This is a genomic window from Streptomyces sp. NPDC029151 (assembly GCF_055564315.1).
Genome location: NZ_JBVHWQ010000012.1, coordinates 145,407 through 165,844, shown reverse-complemented (window position 1 = coordinate 165,844; position 20,438 = coordinate 145,407). Strand labels below are relative to the sequence as shown.

Annotated in this window: 10 protein-coding genes and 1 tRNA gene; 1 reads left to right on the top strand and 10 read right to left on the bottom strand. The window is 74.0% G+C overall.

What is annotated here, in order from left to right; translation table 11 throughout:
* The first annotated feature begins 85 nt into the window (after window positions 1-85).
* Window positions 86-1,783: a bifunctional 3'-5' exonuclease/DNA polymerase gene (locus tag ACZ4VF_RS33760; protein WP_467930788.1), complete on the top strand. Its 1,698-nt coding sequence runs from the start codon at window positions 86-88 to the stop codon at window positions 1,781-1,783.
* A 19-nt stretch (window positions 1,784-1,802) separates the two neighbouring features.
* Here ACZ4VF_RS33760 and ACZ4VF_RS33755 read toward each other — a convergent pair whose 3' ends face one another.
* From ACZ4VF_RS33755 to ACZ4VF_RS33710, 10 genes are all read right to left on the bottom strand, one after another.
* Entirely contained in the window at window positions 1,803-5,468 is a 3,666-nt protein-coding gene (locus ACZ4VF_RS33755) for an AfsR/SARP family transcriptional regulator (protein ID WP_467930786.1), read from the bottom strand.
* A 441-nt stretch (window positions 5,469-5,909) separates the two neighbouring features.
* Window positions 5,910-6,803 carry a glycosyltransferase family 2 protein gene (locus ACZ4VF_RS33750; RefSeq protein ID WP_467930785.1) on the bottom strand — a complete coding sequence of 298 codons (894 nt, stop codon included), beginning with the start codon at window positions 6,801-6,803 and terminating at the stop codon, window positions 5,910-5,912.
* A gap of 218 nt (window positions 6,804-7,021) precedes the next feature.
* A tRNA-Thr gene (locus ACZ4VF_RS33745) sits at window positions 7,022-7,098 on the bottom strand.
* A gap of 107 nt (window positions 7,099-7,205) precedes the next feature.
* Window positions 7,206-8,861: an alpha/beta hydrolase gene (locus ACZ4VF_RS33740; RefSeq protein WP_467930784.1), complete on the bottom strand. Its 1,656-nt coding sequence runs from the start codon at window positions 8,859-8,861 to the stop codon at window positions 7,206-7,208.
* 234 nt (window positions 8,862-9,095) lie between these two features.
* On the bottom strand, window positions 9,096-10,301 hold the full coding sequence (locus ACZ4VF_RS33735; protein ID WP_467930782.1) for a DNA polymerase III subunit delta': 1,206 nt from the start codon (window positions 10,299-10,301) through the stop codon (window positions 9,096-9,098).
* 321 nt (window positions 10,302-10,622) lie between these two features.
* Window positions 10,623-13,940, bottom strand: coding sequence for a dTMP kinase (tmk, locus tag ACZ4VF_RS33730; protein ID WP_467930781.1), 3,318 nt, complete (start codon window positions 13,938-13,940; stop codon window positions 10,623-10,625).
* A gap of 439 nt (window positions 13,941-14,379) precedes the next feature.
* Complete coding sequence (gene topA, locus ACZ4VF_RS33725; RefSeq protein WP_467930779.1) at window positions 14,380-17,217, bottom strand: type I DNA topoisomerase; 2,838 nt, start codon at window positions 17,215-17,217, stop codon at window positions 14,380-14,382.
* A 257-nt stretch (window positions 17,218-17,474) separates the two neighbouring features.
* Window positions 17,475-17,672, bottom strand: a complete 198-nt coding sequence (locus ACZ4VF_RS33720; RefSeq protein WP_467930777.1) for a hypothetical protein — start codon at window positions 17,670-17,672, stop codon at window positions 17,475-17,477.
* Window positions 17,673-18,160: 488 nt separating this feature from the next.
* Window positions 18,161-19,681 (bottom strand): DUF7059 domain-containing protein, encoded by a 1,521-nt coding sequence (locus ACZ4VF_RS33715; protein ID WP_467930776.1) that lies wholly within the window; start codon window positions 19,679-19,681, stop codon window positions 18,161-18,163.
* 61 nt (window positions 19,682-19,742) lie between these two features.
* Entirely contained in the window at window positions 19,743-20,372 is a 630-nt protein-coding gene (locus ACZ4VF_RS33710) for a small secreted protein (RefSeq protein ID WP_467930775.1), read from the bottom strand.
* Window positions 20,373-20,438 lie beyond the last annotated feature (66 nt).

Below are 20,438 nucleotides of genomic sequence, written 5' to 3'. Positions count from 1 at the left end.
GCGGCCCCGACGCCCGGACACGCCTGGCACGGCCCGAGTCCGCAGGTCACAGCGTTTGTCAGACCCCCCTGCCACACTCGCACTCATGACCGACCGGTGGGCACTCGCACCGGCCGAGGACGGAGGCGTGGACGTCGCCCCCCTCGGCCCGGACGGGCTGCCCGCCGGGCCGGTGCGGCGGGAGAGCGATCCCGCCGAGGCGGTGCGGAGCCGCCCGGAGGTGACGCGCTGGGTGTGGCGGTCGACCCCCGAGGTCTATCCGCGACTGCTCGCCACGGGGGTGCGAGTGGAGCGGTGCTACGACATCGAGGACGCCGAGACACTCCTGCTGGGCCACGAGGGACGGCACGGCGAGCCACGCTCGGCCGCCGCCGCCCTGGCCCGCCTCCGCGGCGGCCCCGTACCGCCCGACCCGCCGCAGCGCGCGGCCGAACCGGGAGCGCAGTCCCCGCTGTTCGAACCCGCGGGCACCCGGCTGCCCCTGCCGGACCTGCTCGCGGTCTACGCCGAGCAGATGAAGCGGCACGAGAAGGCCGCCCACCCCGACCGGATGCGGCTGCTCACCGCCGCCGAGTCGGCGGGGATGCTGGTGGCCGCCGAGATGAACCGCGCGGGTCTGCCGTGGAGTGCCGAGGTCCACCGGGAGCTGCTGCTCGGTCTGCTCGGCGAGCGGTATGCCGGCGGGGGCGAGCCGCGCCGCCTCGCCGAGCTGGCCGAGGAGGTGTCCACGGCCTTCGGCCGCCGGGTGCGGCCCGATCTGCCCGCCGATGTGATCAAGGCCTTCGCGCAGGCCGGCATCAAGGTGAAGTCCACCCGCCGCTGGGAGATCCGGTCCGTCGACCACCCGGCCGTCGAACCGCTGCTGGAGTACAAGAAGCTGTACCGCATCTGGGTGGCGCACGGCTGGTCCTGGCTGCAGGACTGGGTGCGTGACGGCCGGTTCCGCCCCGAGTTCCTCGCCGGCGGCACGGTCACCGGACGCTGGGTGACGAACGGCGGGGGCGCCCTGCAGATCCCCAAGGTGATCCGCCGGGCCGTGGTGGCCGACCCCGGCTGGCGGCTGGTGGTGGCCGACGCCGACCAGATGGAGCCGCGGGTGCTCGCCGCGATCTCCCGCGACCCCGGCCTGATGGAGGTGGCCGGACGCGACAGCGACCTCTACCAGTCCGTCTCCGACCACGCCTTCTCCGGCGACCGGAACCAGGCCAAGATCGCCGTGCTCGGCGCGGTCTACGGCCAGACCTCCGGCGACGGCCTGAAGAACCTCGCCGCGCTCCGCCGCCGCTTCCCCCGGGCCGTCGCCTACGTCGACGAGGCGGCCCGCGCGGGCGAGGAGGGCCGGCTGGTGCGCACCTGGCTGGGCCGCACCTGTCCGCCGGCCGCCGGGGCGGGCGGGGACGCGGCGGAGGAGGCGGGCATCCCGATCGACACGGCCGGTGAGGAGGGGCGGGAGGACCAGGCCGCCTGGGTCCCGGGGTACGCCTCCACGAACGCCCGCGCGCGCGGCCGGTTCGCCCGCAACTTCGTGGTGCAGGGCAGTGCCGCCGACTGGGCCCTGCTGCTGCTCGCCGCGCTGCGCCGGTCGCTGTGGGACATGGCGGCCGAGCTGGTCTTCTTCCAGCACGACGAGGTGATCGTGCACTGCCCCGCCGAGGAGGCCGACGCCGTCGTCCGGGCCATCCGCGACGCCGCCGCCCTGGCCGGCCGCCTGACCTTCGGCGACACACCGGTGCGGTTCCCGTTCACGACGGCGGTGGTGGAGTGCTATGCCGACGCCAAGTGAGCTGTTCCGCGAGGCCAGGTCAGCCTTCCAGAAGCTCCAGGAGCTCGGCCAGCACCGCCTGCTCGTCCGTGCCGCCCAGCGCCTCGCGGGCCGCGCGCCAGGCGTCGTACGCCTCCGTCCGCCGCCCCTGTTCGCGCAGCAGCAGACCGTGCTGGTGCAGGGCCAGCCCGCCCATGTAGCGGTCGGCACGGGCGTCGGCCCGGCGCAGCAGCTCGGCGCACTCGCCGGCCGCCCGGTCGGTCTCCCCCAGCTGCCGCAGCGCGCGGACCAGGCCGAGCCGGGTCTGGGACTCGCCGTGCCAGTCGCCGTGGCCGCCCAGGATGCGCAGGCTCTCCTCGAAGTGCCGGGCGGCCGCGTCCGGTTCGCCGAGGGTGAGATGGGCGTAGCCGATGTTGCAGTGCGCCGAGTGCTGCACGATGACCGCGCCGATCGCGTCACCGATGGCCAGCGAGCGCCGGTGCTGCTCGATGGCGGCGCGCGGGTCGGTGTGTTCGTAGAGGTTGCCCAGGTGGCTGCGGGTGACAGCCTCGCCGTAGGGGTCGTTGAGCAGCCGCGAGTAGGCGAGGCTCTGCCGCAGTGCCTCCCCCGACTCCTCGAACCGGCCGAGCCCCTCCAGCAGCAGCCCGCGGTTGTTCAGGCAGCGCCGTATCCGGGAGGTCCTGCCCAGCCGCTCCCAGATCCGCAGGGCCTGGTCGGTGAGGGCGAGGGCGTCTTTCTGCCGGCCGTTCAGGAACTGCAGACCCGCCAGGTCACCGAGGGCGTAGGCCTCGGCCGCCGGGTCCCCGAGCCGCCGCGCCGCACCGAGCGCGGCCCGCCCCAGCACCTCCATCTCCGCGACCCGGCCGCTGCGCTGCACATAGGGGAACAGCAGCCGTACGAGCGCCGAGAGGGCCGCGGCCGTGCGCGGGTCGCCGGTCTCCGCGTTCCGTTCCACCAGCGCGACGACGTTCTCCAGCTCCATCTCACCCCAGGCGAAGGCCTCCTCGGCCGACTCGAAGGGCGCCAGCGCGGCCACGTCCGCCGCGTGCCCCTCCGGCTGCGCCTCGGTCGGCTGCCGCCGGTCGTCCTGATCGAGCCCGGGCTCCACGATCGCGTCCAGCACCCGCTCGGCCACGGCGGCGTACCAGCGCAGGGCGGTCACGTCGGGCGAGCCCGGAGCTCCCGGCGGGCCGGCCGGATCCGTGGCCGTCCGTGAACCACCGGCACTCCCGGCGCCCGAGGGGTGGGCGCGGTTCTCGGTGTGCTCCAGGTTTTCGGGGTTCGCCGCGTCCCCGATGCCCTGGTCGTCCTCGGTGACCTTGGCGTCCTTGAGGCCCTGCGCGCCTTCGAGGCCCTGCGCGTCCTTGGGGCCCTGCGCGTCCGCCAGTTCGCGGGCGAAGTCGCGGACCAGGTCGTGCGGTGCGTAGCGGCCGTACGCCGTCTCCTCAAGGAGGGCGACGTCGACCAGGCGGTCCAGGGCGGCCTCGGCGCGGCGCTCGTCGGTGCCGGTGAGGCGGGCGATCAGCGGGGCGCCGTAGGTCGGCAGGTCGAGCGCGCCGATGTGGCGCAGCGCGAGGGCCGCGTCCCGGTCGGCCTCGCGCTCCGCGGCGGCGAGCGCGTCATGGGCAACGGCCAGGGAGCGTCGGACGCTCAGGTCGTCGTACTCCAGGTGACGCAACCGGCCGCCGGTCTCGGCGAGTTGTCCGGCGAGGACGTCCGGGGTGAGGGCGCGGCGGGCAGCCAGCCGGGCGGCGACCACGCGCAGGGCCAGCGGAAGCCGGCCGGTCAGCTCGACCAGCGGGTGGCCGGGGTGCAGCCCCGCGCGCCCGCTCACCGCGCGCAGCAGAGCCGCGCTGTCCTCGCCGGTCAGCGGGGAGAGCGGGAAGCGCCGGGCGCCGTCGAGCGCGGTGAGGGGGGAGCGGCTGGTGACGATCACCGCGCAGCCGGGACCGGCCGGCAGCAGGGGCCGCACCTGGGCCGCGTTCGCCGCGTCGTCCAGCACCAGCAGCACGCGGGCGGGCGCCAGCAGCGAGCGGAGCAACGCGGCGGCGGCATCCGGGTGTTCCGGGATGGTGCGCGGCTCGACACCCAGGTCGCGCAGCAGCGCGGCGAGCGCCTGCGTCGCGCTGAGCGGGGTCATGCCGGGGGTGGCGCCGTGCAGGTTGACGTAGAGCTGGCCGTCGGTGAAACGTTCCCTCGTCTCATGCGCCACATGCAGGGCCAACGCGCTCTTGCCGACGCCGGCCATACCGCTGATCACCGCGACGGCAGGGGCCGGAGCAGCCGGCTCGGTCAGCGCCCGCCACAGCTCCCGGCGTACGTCGGCACGGCCGGTGAAGTGGGCGGGGGGAGCCGGAAGCTGGGCCGGGCGAGGGGGCTGGTGCGCGGTCGGCTGGTCAGGGTCCGGAGCAGGGGCGGGGGCCGCCGGGGAGACGGAGGTCCCGGGGAACGCGGCGGCCTCGGGGGGAGTGGGGGACGCAGGTGACGCTGAGGGTGCGGGCGTCTCCGGGGACGTGGGGTCACCGGTGGCGGCGGCACCCCCCGCGGCGCCGGCGGGGAGGCCGGCGCCCTGCTGCGGTTGCCCGTTCCGTTGGCGCTGCCCGTCCGGCCATGACCGCTCGTCCTGCCGCGACCGCTCGTCCTGCCGCGGCTGTCGGCCCCGGCCCGGCCGTGCGCCCTGCCGCTGCCGCGCCCGGCCGTCCCGGTCGGCCGGGTCCGCAGTGCCGTACCCCTCCTCCCGACCGGCCGGATCCGCAGTGCCGTACTCCTCGTCCCACCGGCCCGCGCCGCTGTCCCGCAGCACCTCGACATGGGCCTCGCGGACCGCCGGGCCGGGTTCGATGCCGAGCTCCTCCACCAGGCGGGCGCGCAGGTCGCGGTGGACGGCGAGGGCCTCGGCCTGGCGGCCGGTGCGGTGCAGGGCGAGCATCAGCTGACGGTGGTACGCCTCGCGCAGCGGATACTCCGCGACCAGCGCGGCCAGTTCGGGAGTGAGCGCGGCCAGGCGGGCGCCGCCGAAGGCGAGTTCGGCGTCGTACCGCCACTCCAGCAGGAGCAGCCGGGCCTCCTCCAGGCGTTGCACCAGGGCGTAGCCGCCGATGTCGGTGGGGAGCCCGCTGAGCGGGGTGCCGCGCCAGAGCGCGAGCGCGTCGGCACAGGCCCGCGCGACGCCCGCCCAGTCGCGCCGGGCGTGCGCGGACCGCGCCTCGGCGACCCGGGCGTCGAAGACGTGCACGTCCAGCTCCCCGTGGTCGACCCGCAGGACGTAGCCCGGCGGTACGGCCTTGAGCCGCTCGGGGTCGTCCAGGAGCCGGCGCAACCGGGTGACGTGGTTGTGCAGGGAGGCCTGCGCGGAGACGGGCGGTGCGCCGCCCCACAGCGCGTCCTTCAGGGCCTGGACCGACACGACTCGGCCGGGCTCCAGCAGGAGGCTGGCGAGCAGGGCGCGGACCTTGGGGCTTCCGATGGCCCGGAGACCGTGATCGGGGCTGTCGTCGGCGCTCCCGCGGGGCCCCTGGCAGGAGGTGCCTCCGGCGTGACCGGAACTCGGTGCGGAGGTGCCCGCGGTGTCGCCGGCGGTCCCTGTGGAGGCGCGTCCGGTGTCGTCGGCGGTTCCCGCGGAGGGGTCGTACGAGATCTCGTACGACGGTCGGCCGTAGAGGACCGGCGGTCCCAGCAGTCCGAAGCGCAGCTCGCACCGCCGCATCACGCCGCTCCACTGCCTTCCCGCGCGGCCGGGGCCGGCCGCGCTCCGCGGTGGGCGGGTGCCCACCGTCGCCTGGCGGAAATCCGCCTGTCCTGGGCGGTTTCCCGCCACTTTCCGCCGGCCGGCCGGCCGCCGGCCGACCCCGGAATTCACCGGTCCGGACGGGCTCTTGGCGATGCCGCCGGACGACTTCCGGCCAACCGCTCCGCTGCTCGCCGACGAACCGTTGGCCACATGTTAGCGATCCGTTGGCGAATCCTGATGTGATCATCCCATCGGATCTGGCCCGACGGCGCGCGCGTACGACGCGTAACTCGGGGGAGTGTCGCCGCAGGCTGGGTCCGGGGACGATCAGGGCCCCGGCCGGCGGAGGTGAACGACCGGGGCCCCGTCCCGTTCTCCCCTCTCTCCACCCTCGGCCACGGCACGCCGCCGCGCGGCTCAGATCACCGGCGGGCGCCCCAGCCGGGTCAGCCGCCAGACCGTCCGCCAGCGCATCGGCCGCCGCTCACCGGCCGGTTCCCGCAACCCCTCGGCGAATCCGCCGAACCACGCCTTGAGCCCCGGGAGTGAGCGGGTGCGGGCGAGGGTGAGGAGCGTCCACAGCCCCAGGTGCACCGGGATGAGCGGCAGCGGCAGCCGGCGCCGGACAAGCCAGACGCGGTTGCGGGCGTTGACCCGGTAGTAGATGGCGTGGCGGGCCGGGGAGGTCTTGGGGTGCCGCAGGAGCAGCTCGGGAGCGTAAAGGATCTTCCACCCCGCATCGGCGGCCCGCCAGGCGAGGTCGGTCTCCTCGTGGGCGAAGAAGAACTCGGCGGGCCAGTCCCCGATTTCGGCGAGCATCGCCGTCCGCAGGGCGTGCCCGCCGCCGAGGAAGCCGGTGACGTAACTGCCGCGCATCGGGTCGGACCTGCCCACGCGGGGCACGTGCCGCTGCTGGGTCTCGCCGTGCTCGTCGGCGATGCGGAAGCCGACGATCCCGAGGCGTGGATCGGCGGCGTACAGGTCCCGTACGCGCCGCAGCACATCGGCGTCCACGAGCAGCCCGTCGTCGTCCAGCTCCACGACGACGTCGACGTCCCCGAACTCCCGCAGCCGGGCGAGCGCGACGTTCCGGCCCCCCGGGCAGCCGAGGTTCTCCTCCACGTCGATGGTGGTGACCTCGCCGGGCAGGGAGAGCCGGCGGGCGAACTCGGGCAGCCGGCAGCCGTTGCCGACGATCACGATCCGGGTGGGGGCGAGGTCCTGCTTGGCCACGGACTCCAGCAGGGCGTCGACCTCGGCGGGCCGGTTGCCCATGGTCACCACCGCGACCGCGATCCTCGGCTCCACCACGTCCCTCACCCCATCCGGCCGGCGAAGACACCACGCGCCGACCGCGCGATGCCCGCTGTTCACCAAGATGTTGCCTCGGGTCCGCGGGTTCACCATGCGAGCACATTCGTACGGGACATACCGGGACCACGGACAGTCGTGCGACCCGCACGCGGCGCCGCCGTCGCGTCCGCTGAACGAGAAAGCCCAGCTCAGACAATGTCTGGGCTGGGCTTCAGTGGAGCCGCTTTCGGGATTCGAACCCGAGACCTACGCATTACGAGTGCGTTGCTCTGGCCATCTGAGCTAAAGCGGCGCGCTGCCCGCACCATGGTGCGATCGGCAACGTCGGTAAGTCTACACAGTTTCCGGGGGTGCTCAGAACCGGCCCCGGAGCGGAGGGCTCCGGGGCCGGGGCAGGGGCTATGAGCAGCGCTTCCCGGGGGAGGGCGGGGTGCCGTGGAGGAGGTAGGTGTCGATCGCCCTGTCGATGCAGGCGCTGCCCCGGCCGTACGCCGTGTGACCGTCGCCGTCGTAGGTCAGGAGGCGGCCGGAGGAGAGCTGGGCGGCCAGGGCGCGGGCCCAGCGGTACGGGGTCGCGGGGTCGCGGACCGTGCCGACCACCACGATCGGTGCCGCTCCCTTCGCCTCGATGCGGTGCGGCTCACCCGTCGCCCGCACCGGCCAGTACGCGCAGGTCAGCGTGGCCCAGGCCAGGCCCCGGCCGAAGACCGGAGACGCCTTCTCGAACTCGGGGAGGGCCTTTTGGACGTTCTCCGGGCCGGTGAAGGCCGGCGGCAAATCCAGGCAGTTCACGGCGGCGTTGGCCATCATCAGATTGCTGTAGCGGCCGTCCGCGTCCCGTTCGTAGTAGCTGTCGGAGAGGGCCAGCAGACCGGCGCCGTCGTTCTCCTTCATCGCCGAGGCCAGCGCCTCGCGCAGTTGCCCCCAGGACCCCTCGTCGTACATCGACGCGATCACCCCGGTGGTGGCCAGCGCCTCCCCCAGCTTGCGGCCGTCCGGGTCGCCCGCCGGGACGGGGTGGGCGTCCAGCTTGCGGAAGAACGCATCCAGGTGCGCGCCGGCCTGCGCGGGCGTCGTCCCCCTCCCGCCGAGGGGGCAGTCGGCGTGCCGTACGCAGTCCTTCGCGAAGGCCCGGAACGCCGTTTCGAAGCCCGCCGTCTGGTCCAGGTTCAGCCTGCGCGCGTCCAGGGACGGATCCATCGCCCCGTCCAGCACCATCCGGCCGACCCGCCCGGGGAACAGTCCGGCGTACGTCGCCCCGAGGAAGGTGCCGTACGACGCCCCGACGTAGTTCAGTTTCCGGTCGCCGAGCACCGCCCGCAGAATGTCCATGTCGCGTGCCGCCTCGACGGTGGAGACGTGCCGCAGCAGCCGTGCCGAGCGGGCCCCGCAGCTCTCCGCGAACTTCCGGTCGGCCGCGACCAGGGCGTCCCGTTCCTTCTGGTCGTCGGGGGTCTGGTCCGTCTCCGTGTACGCGTCCATCTGCCGTCCGCCGAGGCATTCGACGGGCTCGCTGCGGGCGACGCCCCGAGGGTCCATCGCCACCATGTCGTAGCGGGCGCGGACCTCCTGCGGGTAGCCGACGCCGGCGTACTGCTGCAGGTACTGGACCGCCGAACCGCCCGGACCGCCCGGGTTCACCAGCAGCGAGCCGAGTGGCTCGCCCTTGCCGGTGGCCTTCTTGCGGGCTACGGCGAGCCGGATGTCCCCCGCGTCGGGCTTGTCGTAGTCCAGCGGGGCCTTCATCGTCGCGCACTGGAATCCGGGGGCACCGCAGTCGCGCCACCGCAGCCGCTGGGCGTAGTACGACGTCAGCGCCGACGGCGTCGAACGCGGCAGCGCGGCGAGCGCCGCCTCCACGGGCTCGCCCGCCGATGCCGTCGAGGTCCCGGGGGAACAGCCCGTCACCAGCAGGGCGGCGGCCGCCAGGAAACCGGTCGCCAGACGGATCACCGGCCGGGGCAGGGTGCGGATGCCCGTACGGGTGCCCGTGCCGGTGCCGGTGCGGGTGCTGCGGTGCCGACGGGGCGGACGGGGGGTTGGCCTGGTCTGCATCGCACGAGCGTAACCCTGAGCGATGTGGTGAGTGCGCTGCGTGGTGATTATGGCTCGTACGGAGGACGCGGGAGGACGCCGGGTCTTCGTCGCCCGTACGAGGGACGGCGCTGACGAGCTGCGGGGCCGGGCAGGGGCGGGTGGTGCGGGGAGGGAGGGACGGCCGGGGCGCGGAGGACGGGCCGGGTGCGTCGAGGGAGGTGCCCCGGGGACGGGACGGTGCGTGGGGGCGCCTCACCCCGCTCGCAGGGCCATCGTCATCGCCTCCACCGCCAGCAGCGGCGCCACGTTCCGGTCCAGGGCGTCGCGGCACGCGGCGATCGACTCGATGCGGCGCAGCGTGGACTCCGGGGTGCTGGCGCGGGCCAGCCTCTCCAGGGCGTCCTCGGCGTCGGCGTTCGCGATCGCGACGCGCGTGCCGAGCTGCAGGGCGAGGACGTCGCGGTAGAAGGCCGTGAGGTCGCCGAGCGCGATGTCCAGGCTGTCGCGCTGCGTACGGGTTCTACGGCGCTTCTGCATGTCCTCCAGGTCCTTCATCACCCCCGCCGTGCCGCGCGGCATCCGGCCGCCCTGGGCCGCGCCGAGCGCCGCCTTCAGCTCCTCGGTCTCCTTGCCGTCCACCTCCTCCGCGAGTTGCTTGGCGTCCTCTGCGGCCGCGTCGACCAGTTCCTGGGCGGCCCTGAGGCAGGCGCCGACCTCGTCCAGCCGCAGCGGCAGCTTCAGCACGGCGGCACGGCGCTCGCGGGCCGCCGGGTCGGTGGCCAGGCGGCGGGCCCGGTCGACATGACCCTGGGTGGCGCGGGCGACCGAGGTGGCGACCTCGGGCTCGATGCCGTCACGCCGTACGAGCATGTCGGCGACCGCCTCGACGGACGGGGTGCGCAGGTTGAGGTGGCGGCAGCGGGAGCGGATGGTCGGCAGGACGTCCTCGATGGACGGGGCGCACAGCAGCCAGACCGTACGGGGTGCGGGCTCCTCCACCGCCTTGAGGACGGCGTTGGCCGACTTCTCGTTCAGCCGCTCGGCGTCCTCGACCAGGATGATCTGCCAGCGGCCGTTCGCCGGGGAGGTGAAGGACTTGCGGACCGTGTCCCGCATGTCCTTGACCAGGATCTCGGCGCCGACCGCCGCGACCGTCGTGACGTCCGCGTGGGTGCCGAGCAGCGCGGTGTGGCAGCCGTCGCAGAAGCCGCAGCCGGGGGTGCCGCCGAGCGCGCGGTCGGGGCTCACGCACTGCAGGGCGGCGGCGAAGGCCCGCGCCGCCTGGTTCCGGCCCGCGCCGGGCGGGCCCGTGAACAGCCACGCGTGCGTCATCTTCGACGCCTCGGGCAGCGGTTCGTCCGCGGCGGCGGCCGTGACGAGGGCGTCGGCGTCCCGCGCGGCGGCGTCGAGCACCGCGCTCACCTTCTCCTGCCCGACGAGGTCGTCCCACACGCTCACGGGTCACGCCGCCCTTCCGTCACACTCCGCCTCACGGAATCCATTGTGAGGGTGTGCACTGACAACGGGGGGCGGTCGTGGGGGTGAGGGGGCCGGAGGTGACGAAGCCGACGCCGGGGGGCGGGCCCAGGGAACCGACGGGGTGACGGAGCCGACGGTCGTGCGCGCGCCCGGGTGCCACCGACAGCAGATGGCGACGACCCTGCGCTCCCCGGACACCGCGGGCAGTGGCGGGCCGTCGGTCGTCTTCGGTGCCCTGGAGCACCGGTCGGCCGGCCTTCCGGGTCACCGGCGCGCGGCAACCCGGAAGGCGCGCACCGGTCAGCCTCGGCGGCCCCGGCCGCGTCCGCGGCCGTTGCGGTCCTGCTCCTCGCCGCCGGGCCGGTCGCCGTGCTGCCCCTCGTCGTACGAGCCCAGCAGCTCGTCGGCCAGTGTGGGCAGGTCGTCCAGGGGGGTCTCCTCGGCCCAGTCGGAGCGCGGTCGGCCGCGCGGGGTGCCGTCGGCGTCGATCTGGGGCATCTCACGCGTGCGCGGCTCGGAACCGTCGGGTCCCGGGGCGGGCCGCTCGTCGCGGAAGAAGCCGGGCGGTACCCGGTCCGCCGGGATGTCGCTCCGTACGGGCGGCAGGACGGCGGTCTCGTCGGCCGCGCCCGGGGCCACCGCGGGCAGCTCGGCCGTCTCGTCGGCGGACACCTGCGGCAGTACGGCCGTCTCGTCAGCCGCGCCCGGCGGCACCGGCGGCAGTACGGCGGTCTCGTCGACCGCCCCGGAGGGCGCCGGAGGCTGCGGCAGCTCGGCGGTCACCTCGGATTCGGCAGGGCCGCCGCGCTCCTCGCGCACCGGCCGCAGCACCGTCGTGTCGTCGTCCGTGCCCCGCGTGCCCGTGCCGCGTGCGGCCGCCCCGGGCGACACCACCGGTGTGGGGACCGTCGTCGCGTCGGGGACCACGACCGGTGCCTTGGGCAGGGGGGCGCTGGGCCTGCGGGCCGCGTCGTCGGCGGCCGCAGCGGCCGCGGCGGCCTGCCGGCGGGCCTCCTCCGCGCGCAGCAGCGCCTCCTCGGCCTTGCGCTGCGCCTCCAGACGCCGGGCCTCCTCCTCGGCACGCAGCCGGGCCTGGCGGGCCTCCTCCTCGGCACGCAGCCGGGCCTCCTCCTCGGCCTGCCTGCGGCGCCGCTCCTCCTCGGCCCTGCGGCGGGCCTCCTCCTCGGCGCGTGCCTTCTCCTCGGCGAGCAGCCGCTGCCGCTCCTCCTCCGCGCGCCGGCGCGCTTCCTCGGCCCGCTGCCGGGCCTCCTCCGCCTGCCGTTCGGCCTCGCGCCGCTGCGCCTCCTCCAGCTCGCGGCGCTTGCGCTCCTCCTCCTCGGCGCGCAGCTTGGCGAGCTGCTCCTGGCGCTCACGCTCCAGGCGCTCCTCCTCGGCCTTGCGGGCGGCCTCTTCCTCGGCCTTGCGGCGGGCCTCCTCCTCGGCCTTCCTGCGGGCTTCCTCCTGGGCCTTGATCTCGGCCTCGGAGAGGGGCAGCACGGTGTCCAGGCGGTGCCGGATCACGGTGGTGACGGCCTCGGGCTCCTGCCCGGCGTCCACGACCAGGTAGCGGCCCGGGTCGGAGGCGGCGAGCGTCAGGAAACCGGCCCGCACGCGCGCGTGGAACTCGGCCGGCTCCGACTCCAGCCGGTCCGGCGCCTCGGTGAACCGCTCGCGCGCGGTCTCCGGGGAGACGTCCAGCAGGACGGTGAGGTGCGGGACGAGCCCGTTGGTGGCCCAGCGGTTGATGCGGGCGATCTCGGTCGGGGACAGGTCGCGCCCGGCGCCCTGGTAGGCGACGGAGGAGTCGATGTACCGGTCGGAGATCACCACGGCCCCGCGCTCCAGGGCGGGACGTACGACCGTGTCGACGTGCTCGGCGCGGTCGGCGGCGTACAGCAGCGCCTCCGCGCGGTGCGACAGGCCCGCCGAGGAGACGTCCAGCAGGATCGAGCGGAGCCGCTTGCCCACCGGGGTGGCGCCGGGCTCGCGGGTGAGCACGACCTCGTGTCCCTTGCCGCGGATCCACTCGGCGAGGGCCTCGGCCTGGGTGGACTTGCCGGCGCCGTCGCCGCCCTCCAGGGCGATGAAGAAGCCGGTGGCCGCCGGGGCGGTGACCGGGTCGTCGCCGCCGAGCAGGGCGTCCTTGAGGTCCTGGCGCAGCGGTACGCCGGAACGGTCGTCGACCTTGGCGAGCACCAGCGCGGCCACCGGCAGCAGCAGCGCGCCGACCAGCATGAGGGTGAAGGCGGCACCGCCGTGCGCGAAGACGAACCGGCCGTTCTCCAGCCGGTGCGGGCCGATCAGCGCGGCGACCAGGGGCGCGACCAGGGCACCGAGCGCTATGAAGACGCGGACCACCGCGTGCAGGTGCTCGGTGGTGCGCGCCCGGCGGTAGTCCTCGGTCTCCTGGTCGAGCAGCGTGTGCCCGGTGTTGGCGGCCACGCCCGCGGCGGCACCGGCCAGCGTGACGATCAGCAGGACCGTGGTGACGTCCGGGACCAGCCCGGCGGCCAGCAGCGCGATGCCGGTGACGGCGATCGCCAGGGCCAGGAGGCGGCGGCGGGAGAGCGAGGGCAGCAGCGCGGGGGCGGTACGGACACCGACGGCGACACCGCCGGTCAGGCCCAGCACCAGCAGGCCGTAGAGCACCGGTCCGCCGCCGAGGTCCTTGGCGTGCAGCACGCACACCGAGACGGCCGCGGCGATCGCGCCGGCGACTCCGGCACAGGCCGGGACGAGCAGCGGGATGGCGCCCGTACGGCCCTTGTCAACGCCGGTTCCGGTACGCGGACGGCGCAGGCCCTCCAGGGGGGACCGCGCGCGCGGGGTGCGCGTGTCGGGCAGTTCCAGGTAGGTCAGCACGGACAGCGAGGCGGCGAAGAGGCCCGCCGCCACATACGAGCCGAGGGCCGCCTGGTGCTGGTCGAACCAGGCCATGCCCGTGCCCAGCAGGTTGTTCAGCAGGGCGGCGACGACCAGGGCGGCGGCCGCCAGCGGCACCGCCAGGAAGGTCGTCCGCAGCGACAGGCGGCGCAGCGCGTCCAGGTGGTCCGGCAGGGGTCGTACCGTCGCGCCCTCCGGGGGCGGCCCCGGCAGCAGGGCGGGGGCGGCACTCTCCCGGCACACGGTCCACAGCCGCTCGGCGACGCCGGTGACGAAGGCGGTGACCAGCAGGAAGGCGAGCGCGTTGTGCTGCGTCCAGTCGATCCACAGGGGCGCGACGATCAGCAGGGCGGCGCGCACGCCGTCGGCGCCGACCATGGTCCAGCGGCGGTCGAGCGGGCCCTCCTGGGCGGTGAGCGAGGTCAGCGGGCCGAGGAGGACGGCGCCGAAGAGCAACGCGGCGAGGATGCGCGCCGCGAAGACGATCGCCACTGCGAACGCCACGCCCCGGTATCCACCGCCGAAGGCCCCTTCCGCTATGGCCGCCTGGAGGACCAGGAGGACCAGCACGAGGAGGGACAGGGTGTCGCCGACACCGCTCACCAGCTGCGCGCTCCACAGGCGCCTCAACTGCGGTCGGCGCAGCAGGGAGCGGACGGCGCGCTCGCGGGAGTCCGCGACCAGGGCGTCGTCCGGTGCTGTGGTGTGGGCCGTTGGCTGCTCGGCTCGCGTCATGCGTTCAGCCTATCCGCAGCCGCTGACACCACACCTCGCGTGTCCGGCCGTCCGCCCGCCCCTGCGCCGGACGACGCCGGCCCGCTCGCTCGGCGAACCCGGAAGGACACCCACCGAGCTCGCGAGGAGACCGGCGGGCTGGTGGCGGTCGGCAGCCCGCCGGGAAGGCCTCACGACTCGGTGGGAGGGCGCGCGGCCCGTGTGGGAGGAGGGCGAGCGGCCCGGTGGGAACGCCTCAGCCGCTCGGCGGGAACACCTCAGCGGCTCGGCGGGAACACCTCAGCGGCTCGGCGGGAACGCCTCAGCGGCTCGGTGGCGAAGTCCGCGGCCCCGCGAGGACGGGGGCGTTCATCGGGCCCTGCCATCAGTCCCCCGCGCCGTCCCCGCCTTCGGGCCCCGCGCCGGGACCCATGTCAGGTCCCCGGCGCGGGTTCCTCCGTCAGTCCTCCGCGTCGGAAGCCGCCGTCTTGGAAGCCGTCGCCTTCTTGGCGGTGGTCTTCTTCGCCGTCGTCTTCTTCGCGGCAGCGGTCGTCGTCTTCTTCGCGGCCGTCTTCTTGGCGGCCGTCTTCTTCGCCGGGGCGGTCTTCTTCGCCGCCGCCTTCTTCGCGGTCTTCTTGGCCGGAGCCTTCGCCCGCTTCTCGGCGAGCAGCTCGAAACCGCGCTCCGGAGTGATCGTTTCGACACTGTCGCCGGAGCGGAGGGTCGCGTTCGTCTCGCCGTCGGTGACGTACGGGCCGAAGCGGCCGTCCTTGACCACGACCGGCTTGCCGGAGACCGGGTCCTCGCCCAGCTCCTTCAGCGGCGGCTTGGCGGCGGCCCGGCCACGCTGCTTCGGCTGGGCGTAGATCGCCTGCGCCTCCTCCAGCGTGATCGTGAAGAGCTGGTCCTCGGACTGCAGCGAGCGCGAGTCCGTGCCCTTCTTCAGATAGGGGCCGTACCGGCCGTTCTGCGCGGTGATCTCCACGCCGTCGGCGTCGGTGCCGACGACCCGCGGCAGCGACATCAGTTTCAGCGCGTCGTCGAGCGTCACCGTGTCGAGTGACATCGACTTGAAGAGCGAGGCCGTCCGCGGCTTGACCGCGTTCTTGCCGGTCTTCGGGGTGCCCTCGGGGAGGATCTCCGTGACGTACGGGCCGTAGCGGCCGTCCTTGGCGACGATCGTGTGGCCGGTGGCCGGGTCGGCGCCCAGCTCGAAGTCACCGCTGGGCTTGGCCAGCAGCTCCTCGGCCAGTTCGACGGTCAGCTCGTCCGGCGCCAGGTCGGCCGGGATGTCGGCGCGCTGGTGCTGCTCGGTGTCCTTCTCGCCGCGCTCGATGTACGGGCCGTAGCGGCCGACCCGCAGCACGATGTCGTTTCCGACCGGGAACGAGGACACCTCGCGCGCGTCGATCGCGCCCAGGTCGGTCACCAGCTCCTTGAGACCGCCGAGGTGGTCCCCGTCGCCGTTGCCCGCCTCGGCGGCGCTGCCGACGCCGTCGTGGCCCTCGCCGAAGTAGAACCGCTTCAGCCACGGCACGGCCTGGGCCTCGCCCGCGGCGATGCGGTCGAGGTCGTCCTCCATCTTGGCGGTGAAGTCGTAGTCGACGAGCCGCCCGAAGTGCTTCTCCAGGAGGTTGACCACGGCGAAGGACAGGAAGGACGGCACGAGGGCCGTGCCCTTCTTGAAGACGTAGCCGCGGTCCAGGATCGTGCCGATGATCGACGCGTAGGTCGACGGGCGGCCGATCTCGCGCTCTTCCAGCTCCTTGACCAGGCTGGCCTCGGTGTAGCGGGCCGGGGGCTTGGTGGCGTGGCCGTCGACGGTGATCTCCTCGGCGGACAGCGCGTCGCCCTCGGTGACCTGGGGCAGCCGGCGCTCACGGTCGTCCAGCTCGGCGTTCGGGTCGTCGGCACCCTCGACGTAGGCCTTCAGGAAGCCGTGGAAGGTGATCGTCTTGCCGGAGGCGCTGAACTCGGCGTCGCGGCCGTCGGCCGCCGTGCCGCCGATCTTCACCGTCACGCTGTTGCCGGTCGCGTCCTTCATCTGGGAGGCGACGGTCCGCTTCCAGATCAGCTCGTACAGCTTGAACTGGTCGCCGGTCAGGCCGGTCTCCGCGGGCGTGCGGAAACGATCGCCCGAGGGGCGGATCGCCTCGTGGGCCTCCTGCGCGTTCTTGACCTTGGCGGCGTAGGTGCGCGGCTGCGGCGGCAGGTAGTCGGCGCCGTACAGCTGCGTGACCTGGGCGCGGGCCGCGGAGACCGCGGTGTCGCTCAGGGTCGTGGAGTCCGTACGCATGTACGTGATGTAGCCGTTCTCGTACAGCTTCTGGGCGACCTGCATGGTCGCCTTCGCGCCGAAGCCGAGCTTGCGGCTGGCCTCCTGCTGCAGCGTCGTCGTACGGAACGGGGCGTACGGCGAGCGGCGGTACGGCTTGGACTCGACGGACCGCACGGAGAAGCGGGTGTTCTCCAGGGCGGCGGCGAGGGAGCGGGCGGTCGCCTCGTCGAGGTGGAGGGTGTTCGCGCTCTTGAGTTGTCCGAGGGAGTCGAAGTCGCGGCCCTGCGCGACCCGCCTGCCGTCGACGGTCTGCAGGCGGGCGACCAGCGACGACGGGTCCGACGGGTCTCCGGCGCGGCCGGTCGCGAAGGTGCCCGTCAGGTCCCAGTACTCAGCGGAACGAAAAGCCATGCGCTCGCGTTCCCGCTCCACGACGAGTCGTGTGGCGACGGACTGCACGCGGCCGGCCGACAGCCGGGGCATGACCTTCTTCCACAGCACCGGGGAGACCTCGTAGCCGTAGAGGCGGTCGAGGATGCGGCGGGTCTCCTGGGCGTCGACCAGCTTCTGGTTGAGCTGGCGCGGGTTGGCGACGGCCGCGCGGATCGCGTCCTTGGTGATCTCGTGGAACACCATGCGCTTGACCGGGATCTTCGGCTTGAGGACCTCCTGGAGGTGCCAGGCGATCGCCTCGCCCTCCCGGTCCTCATCGGTGGCGAGGAAGAGCTCGTCGGACTCCTTCAGGAGGTCCTTGAGCTTCTTGACCTGGGCCTTCTTGTCGGCGTTGACCACATAGATCGGCTGGAAGTCATGGTCGACGTCCACACCGAGGCGACGCACCTCACCGGTGTACTTCTCGGGCACCTCCGCGGCGCCGTTGGGAAGGTCGCGGATGTGCCCGACGCTCGCCTCGACGATGTAGCCGGGGCCGAGGTAGCCCTTGATCGTCTTCGCCTTGGCAGGCGACTCGACGATGACGAGTCGGCGACCGCCCTGTGCGGTCTCGCTGGTCGGGGACAACTTCGCTCTTCTCTCCGGTCGACGCTGGGGCCTCCCCAGGCCTTCGTCCCGGGGTCGCGGCGTACTACTGGCTCGTGTGACGCTGCGGAGTGTGACGCTACATCCCGCCCCCGTGTCAAACGGGAAAAGCCCACAACGGCCACTCGAACGGTAACCCGACTACCGCCATTCCTGCCGCCCGGACTGCCACGCCAACCCTGCACCCCTGTCCGGAGCGTGACGCTCCCCTTACCGCGCGGACATGGCGCCGACCGGTCTCAGAGCCGGGTCAGGCAGTACACACCGAGGGCCAGCGCCAGCGTTCCGGCCGCGCTCGCGGACACGGCCGATGCGACGCGACTCACACCGAGGGCGACCGGTTCCCGGCGCCTGAGGCGGGTGCCGGTCCAGGCCAGCAGACCGCCCCCGAACAGGGCGAACACCACTCCCGCGAAGATCGCCGGACCACTCTCCATCGCCCGCCCGCCCCTTCTCTGCCACCGGCTCCGCCCAGCGCCGGGAGGGTGGCACGCGCGGGAGACGGGCAGGCGACTTCGGAGTGAACGGACGGCCGACACCTATTCGAACGTTCGGTCGAACGGGGGCGTGCGAGGCACGGCGCACATATTTTTCCGGCCGTTTTGCGAAAGGGGCCCGGTGCCGGCCACAGCAGGCCCCGTCTCCGGTCCTATGCCCCCGGCATACGACGACGCCGGCGCCCGCTCGGAAGACGAGCGCGCCGCGCCTACGACGGCACACGGGCTCCCCCGGGCACGTGACATCGGGGGAGCACCCGGGGGACGCCGGCGGAGCGGCGCCCCGGGGACGAACCGAGCACGCGAAACAGGCGACAGTGAGCAGCGCCCCGGCTACGGCACCGGAGCAGCGCCGGTCCCCGGCGGGGCTGCGCCGCTCCCCGCAGAGGTGCCCCGGTCCCCGCGGGGCTCCCGCCCCCGCGCCCCGCTCAGCGCACCGGCTCCAGGAAGCCCTGCTCCACCAGCAGCCTGATCTGCGCGGGCGTGCGGTCGCGGAGCAGCACGGGGTCCTCGCCGACGAGCTGCGCGATGGCGTCCAGGATGCGGCCCGCGCTCAGCGTGCCGTCGCACACGCCGGCGAACCCGGCCCCGACCGTGTCCACCTTCGTCGCCCGGCGCATCCCGCGGTGCTGGCGCAGCACCACATGCTCCGGGTCCTCGGCGCCGGGCAGCCCGACCTGCTCCTGGACCACCTCGGGGGCGAGCTTGAAGTGGCTGTCCAACAGCGCCGCGTCGTCGTGCGTCCGCAGGTAGTCGAGCCGGTCGAAGTGCGCCCGGATCGTCTCCCCGAGCGGCTGCTCCACCGGGTGCGGCCACTCCTCCACGGTGACCACGGGTTCGGCGGACCCGGTCCTGCGCAGGGTGATCCAGCCGAAGCCGACCGCCTTGACCTTGCGCGCCTCGAACTCGTCGAGCCAGGCGTCGTACCGCGCCTGGTACTCCGCCGGGTCCCCGCGGTGGTCCCCGGCGTCCCTCAGCCACAGCTCGACGTACTGGGTGACGTCCTGCACCTCGCGCTGCACGATCCAGGCATCGCACCCGCGCGGCACCCATGACCTGAGCCTGTCCTGCCAGTCCTCCCCTGCCACGTGCTGCCAGTTCGCGAGGAACTGCGCGAACCCGCCCTCGTTCAGCCGTTCCCCCGCCTCCTGAACGAGCGAGCGGCACAGATCGTCCCCGCCCATGCCGCCGTCCCGGTACGTCAGCCGGGCGCGCGGGGAGATCACGAACGGCGGGTTGGAGACGATCAGGTCGAACGTCTCGTCGTCCCGGACCGGTGCGAACAGCGAGCCCTCGCGCAGGTCGGCGGCGGGCGCGCCGGAGAGCGCCAGCGTGAGCGCCGTGATGTGCAGCGCGCGCGGGTTGAGGTCGGTCGCCGTCACGCGCGTGGCGTGCTGGGCGGCGTGCAGGGCCTGGATGCCGGAACCGGTGCCGAGGTCGAGTGCGGAGGCGACGGGTGTGCGGACGGTGATGCCGGCGAGGGTCGTCGAGGCGCCGCCGACGCCCAGCACGACGCCCTCCGCGCGCTGCCCGATGCCGCCGGCCCCGCCGACCGCGCAGCCGAGGTCGGAGACGATGAACCAGTCCTCGCCGCCGGGACCGCCGTAGGGCCGTACGTCCACGGTGGCGGCCACCTCGTCGCCGCCCACGCGCGCGAGCCAGCCGGCCTCCACGGCCTCCTCGACCGGCAGTACGGCCGCCACGCGCGCGTGCGGCACCGGCTGCTGCAGCAGGAACAGCCGTACGAGCGTCTCCAGCGGCGTGTCGCCGCGGGTCACCCGGAGCGCGGGCACGGTCTCGCTGCGGGCCAGCGCCGCGTAGGCGGCGGCGCCGAGCAGGTCGAGCAGCCCGTCGGCGGTGAAGGAGGCGGCGAGCAGCGCGTCCCTCAGACGCGCGGCGATGTCGGGCCGGTCGGAAGCGGGCAGGGGAGCGAGTCCGGAGTCAGTCACGTCCCCATTGTGGCCCGGGGCGGCTGCCCGGGGCCGACTGCGCGCGCGGCGTCCTCCGACGTCAGCCCGAGGTCGCCGGTGCCGGCGCGGAAGCGGACGAGGAGGCGGCGACCTTGCAGCTGGGCTGCTTGGCCATGGCCTTCTTGACGTCCTCCTGCTCCAGCCGCTTCAGCGCCTGCGTGCCGCTGTCGCTCTGCTTGCCGATCTCCTTCGACTGGGCGGCGACCTCCTTGAGACCACGGGCGAACTTCCCCTGGTCCTTGGTGTCGAGCCCGTCGACCTTCTTCTTCAGGTCGGCGTACGACGTGGCCAGACCGGCGAGGTTCTTGGCCGCGTCCTTCTGCAGCTTGGCGCCGCCGTCGACGCCGGGGGGCGCGCCAGCGGTGTCGAGGGCGTCCGCGAGCGCCTTGTAGCCGTCGGCCATGTCCTGGAAGGCGGCGGCGTACGTCTTCTGCGCGTTCTTGGGCGGGAGGTTGCTGTCCGTGGCGATGGCCGCTATCTGGGCGTTGGCCGAGCGGATCTTGGCGTTGGGGCCGGGCACCGCGTCGCACACCGTCTTGGCCCAGGACACCAGCTTGGGGTCGGGCCCCTTCTCACCGCTGCTGCCGCATCCCGACACCGCCATTACCAGTACCGCACCGCCGGACAGTGCGGCCGCGAGCTTCTTGTTCACCGGATCGGTCCCTTCCATGGCTCTCGGCCCCCGGAATCTACACGGCGAACGCACCCGCTCCCCCAGCCGAAGGTGTCGTAAGTC

Bases quoted from the DNA above. Each gene is read 5' to 3' on its own strand.
- ACZ4VF_RS33760 (WP_467930788.1), top strand. From the start codon at position 86: ATGACCGACCGGTGGGCACTCGCACCGGCCGAGGACGGAGGCGTGGAC.
- ACZ4VF_RS33755 (WP_467930786.1), bottom strand. From the start codon at position 5,468: ATGCGGCGGTGCGAGCTGCGCTTCGGACTGCTGGGACCGCCGGTCCTC.
- ACZ4VF_RS33740 (WP_467930784.1), bottom strand. From the start codon at position 8,861: ATGCAGACCAGGCCAACCCCCCGTCCGCCCCGTCGGCACCGCAGCACC.
- tmk (WP_467930781.1), bottom strand. From the start codon at position 13,940: ATGACGCGAGCCGAGCAGCCAACGGCCCACACCACAGCACCGGACGAC.
- ACZ4VF_RS33720 (WP_467930777.1), bottom strand. From the start codon at position 17,672: ATGGAGAGTGGTCCGGCGATCTTCGCGGGAGTGGTGTTCGCCCTGTTC.
- ACZ4VF_RS33710 (WP_467930775.1), bottom strand. From the start codon at position 20,372: ATGGAAGGGACCGATCCGGTGAACAAGAAGCTCGCGGCCGCACTGTCC.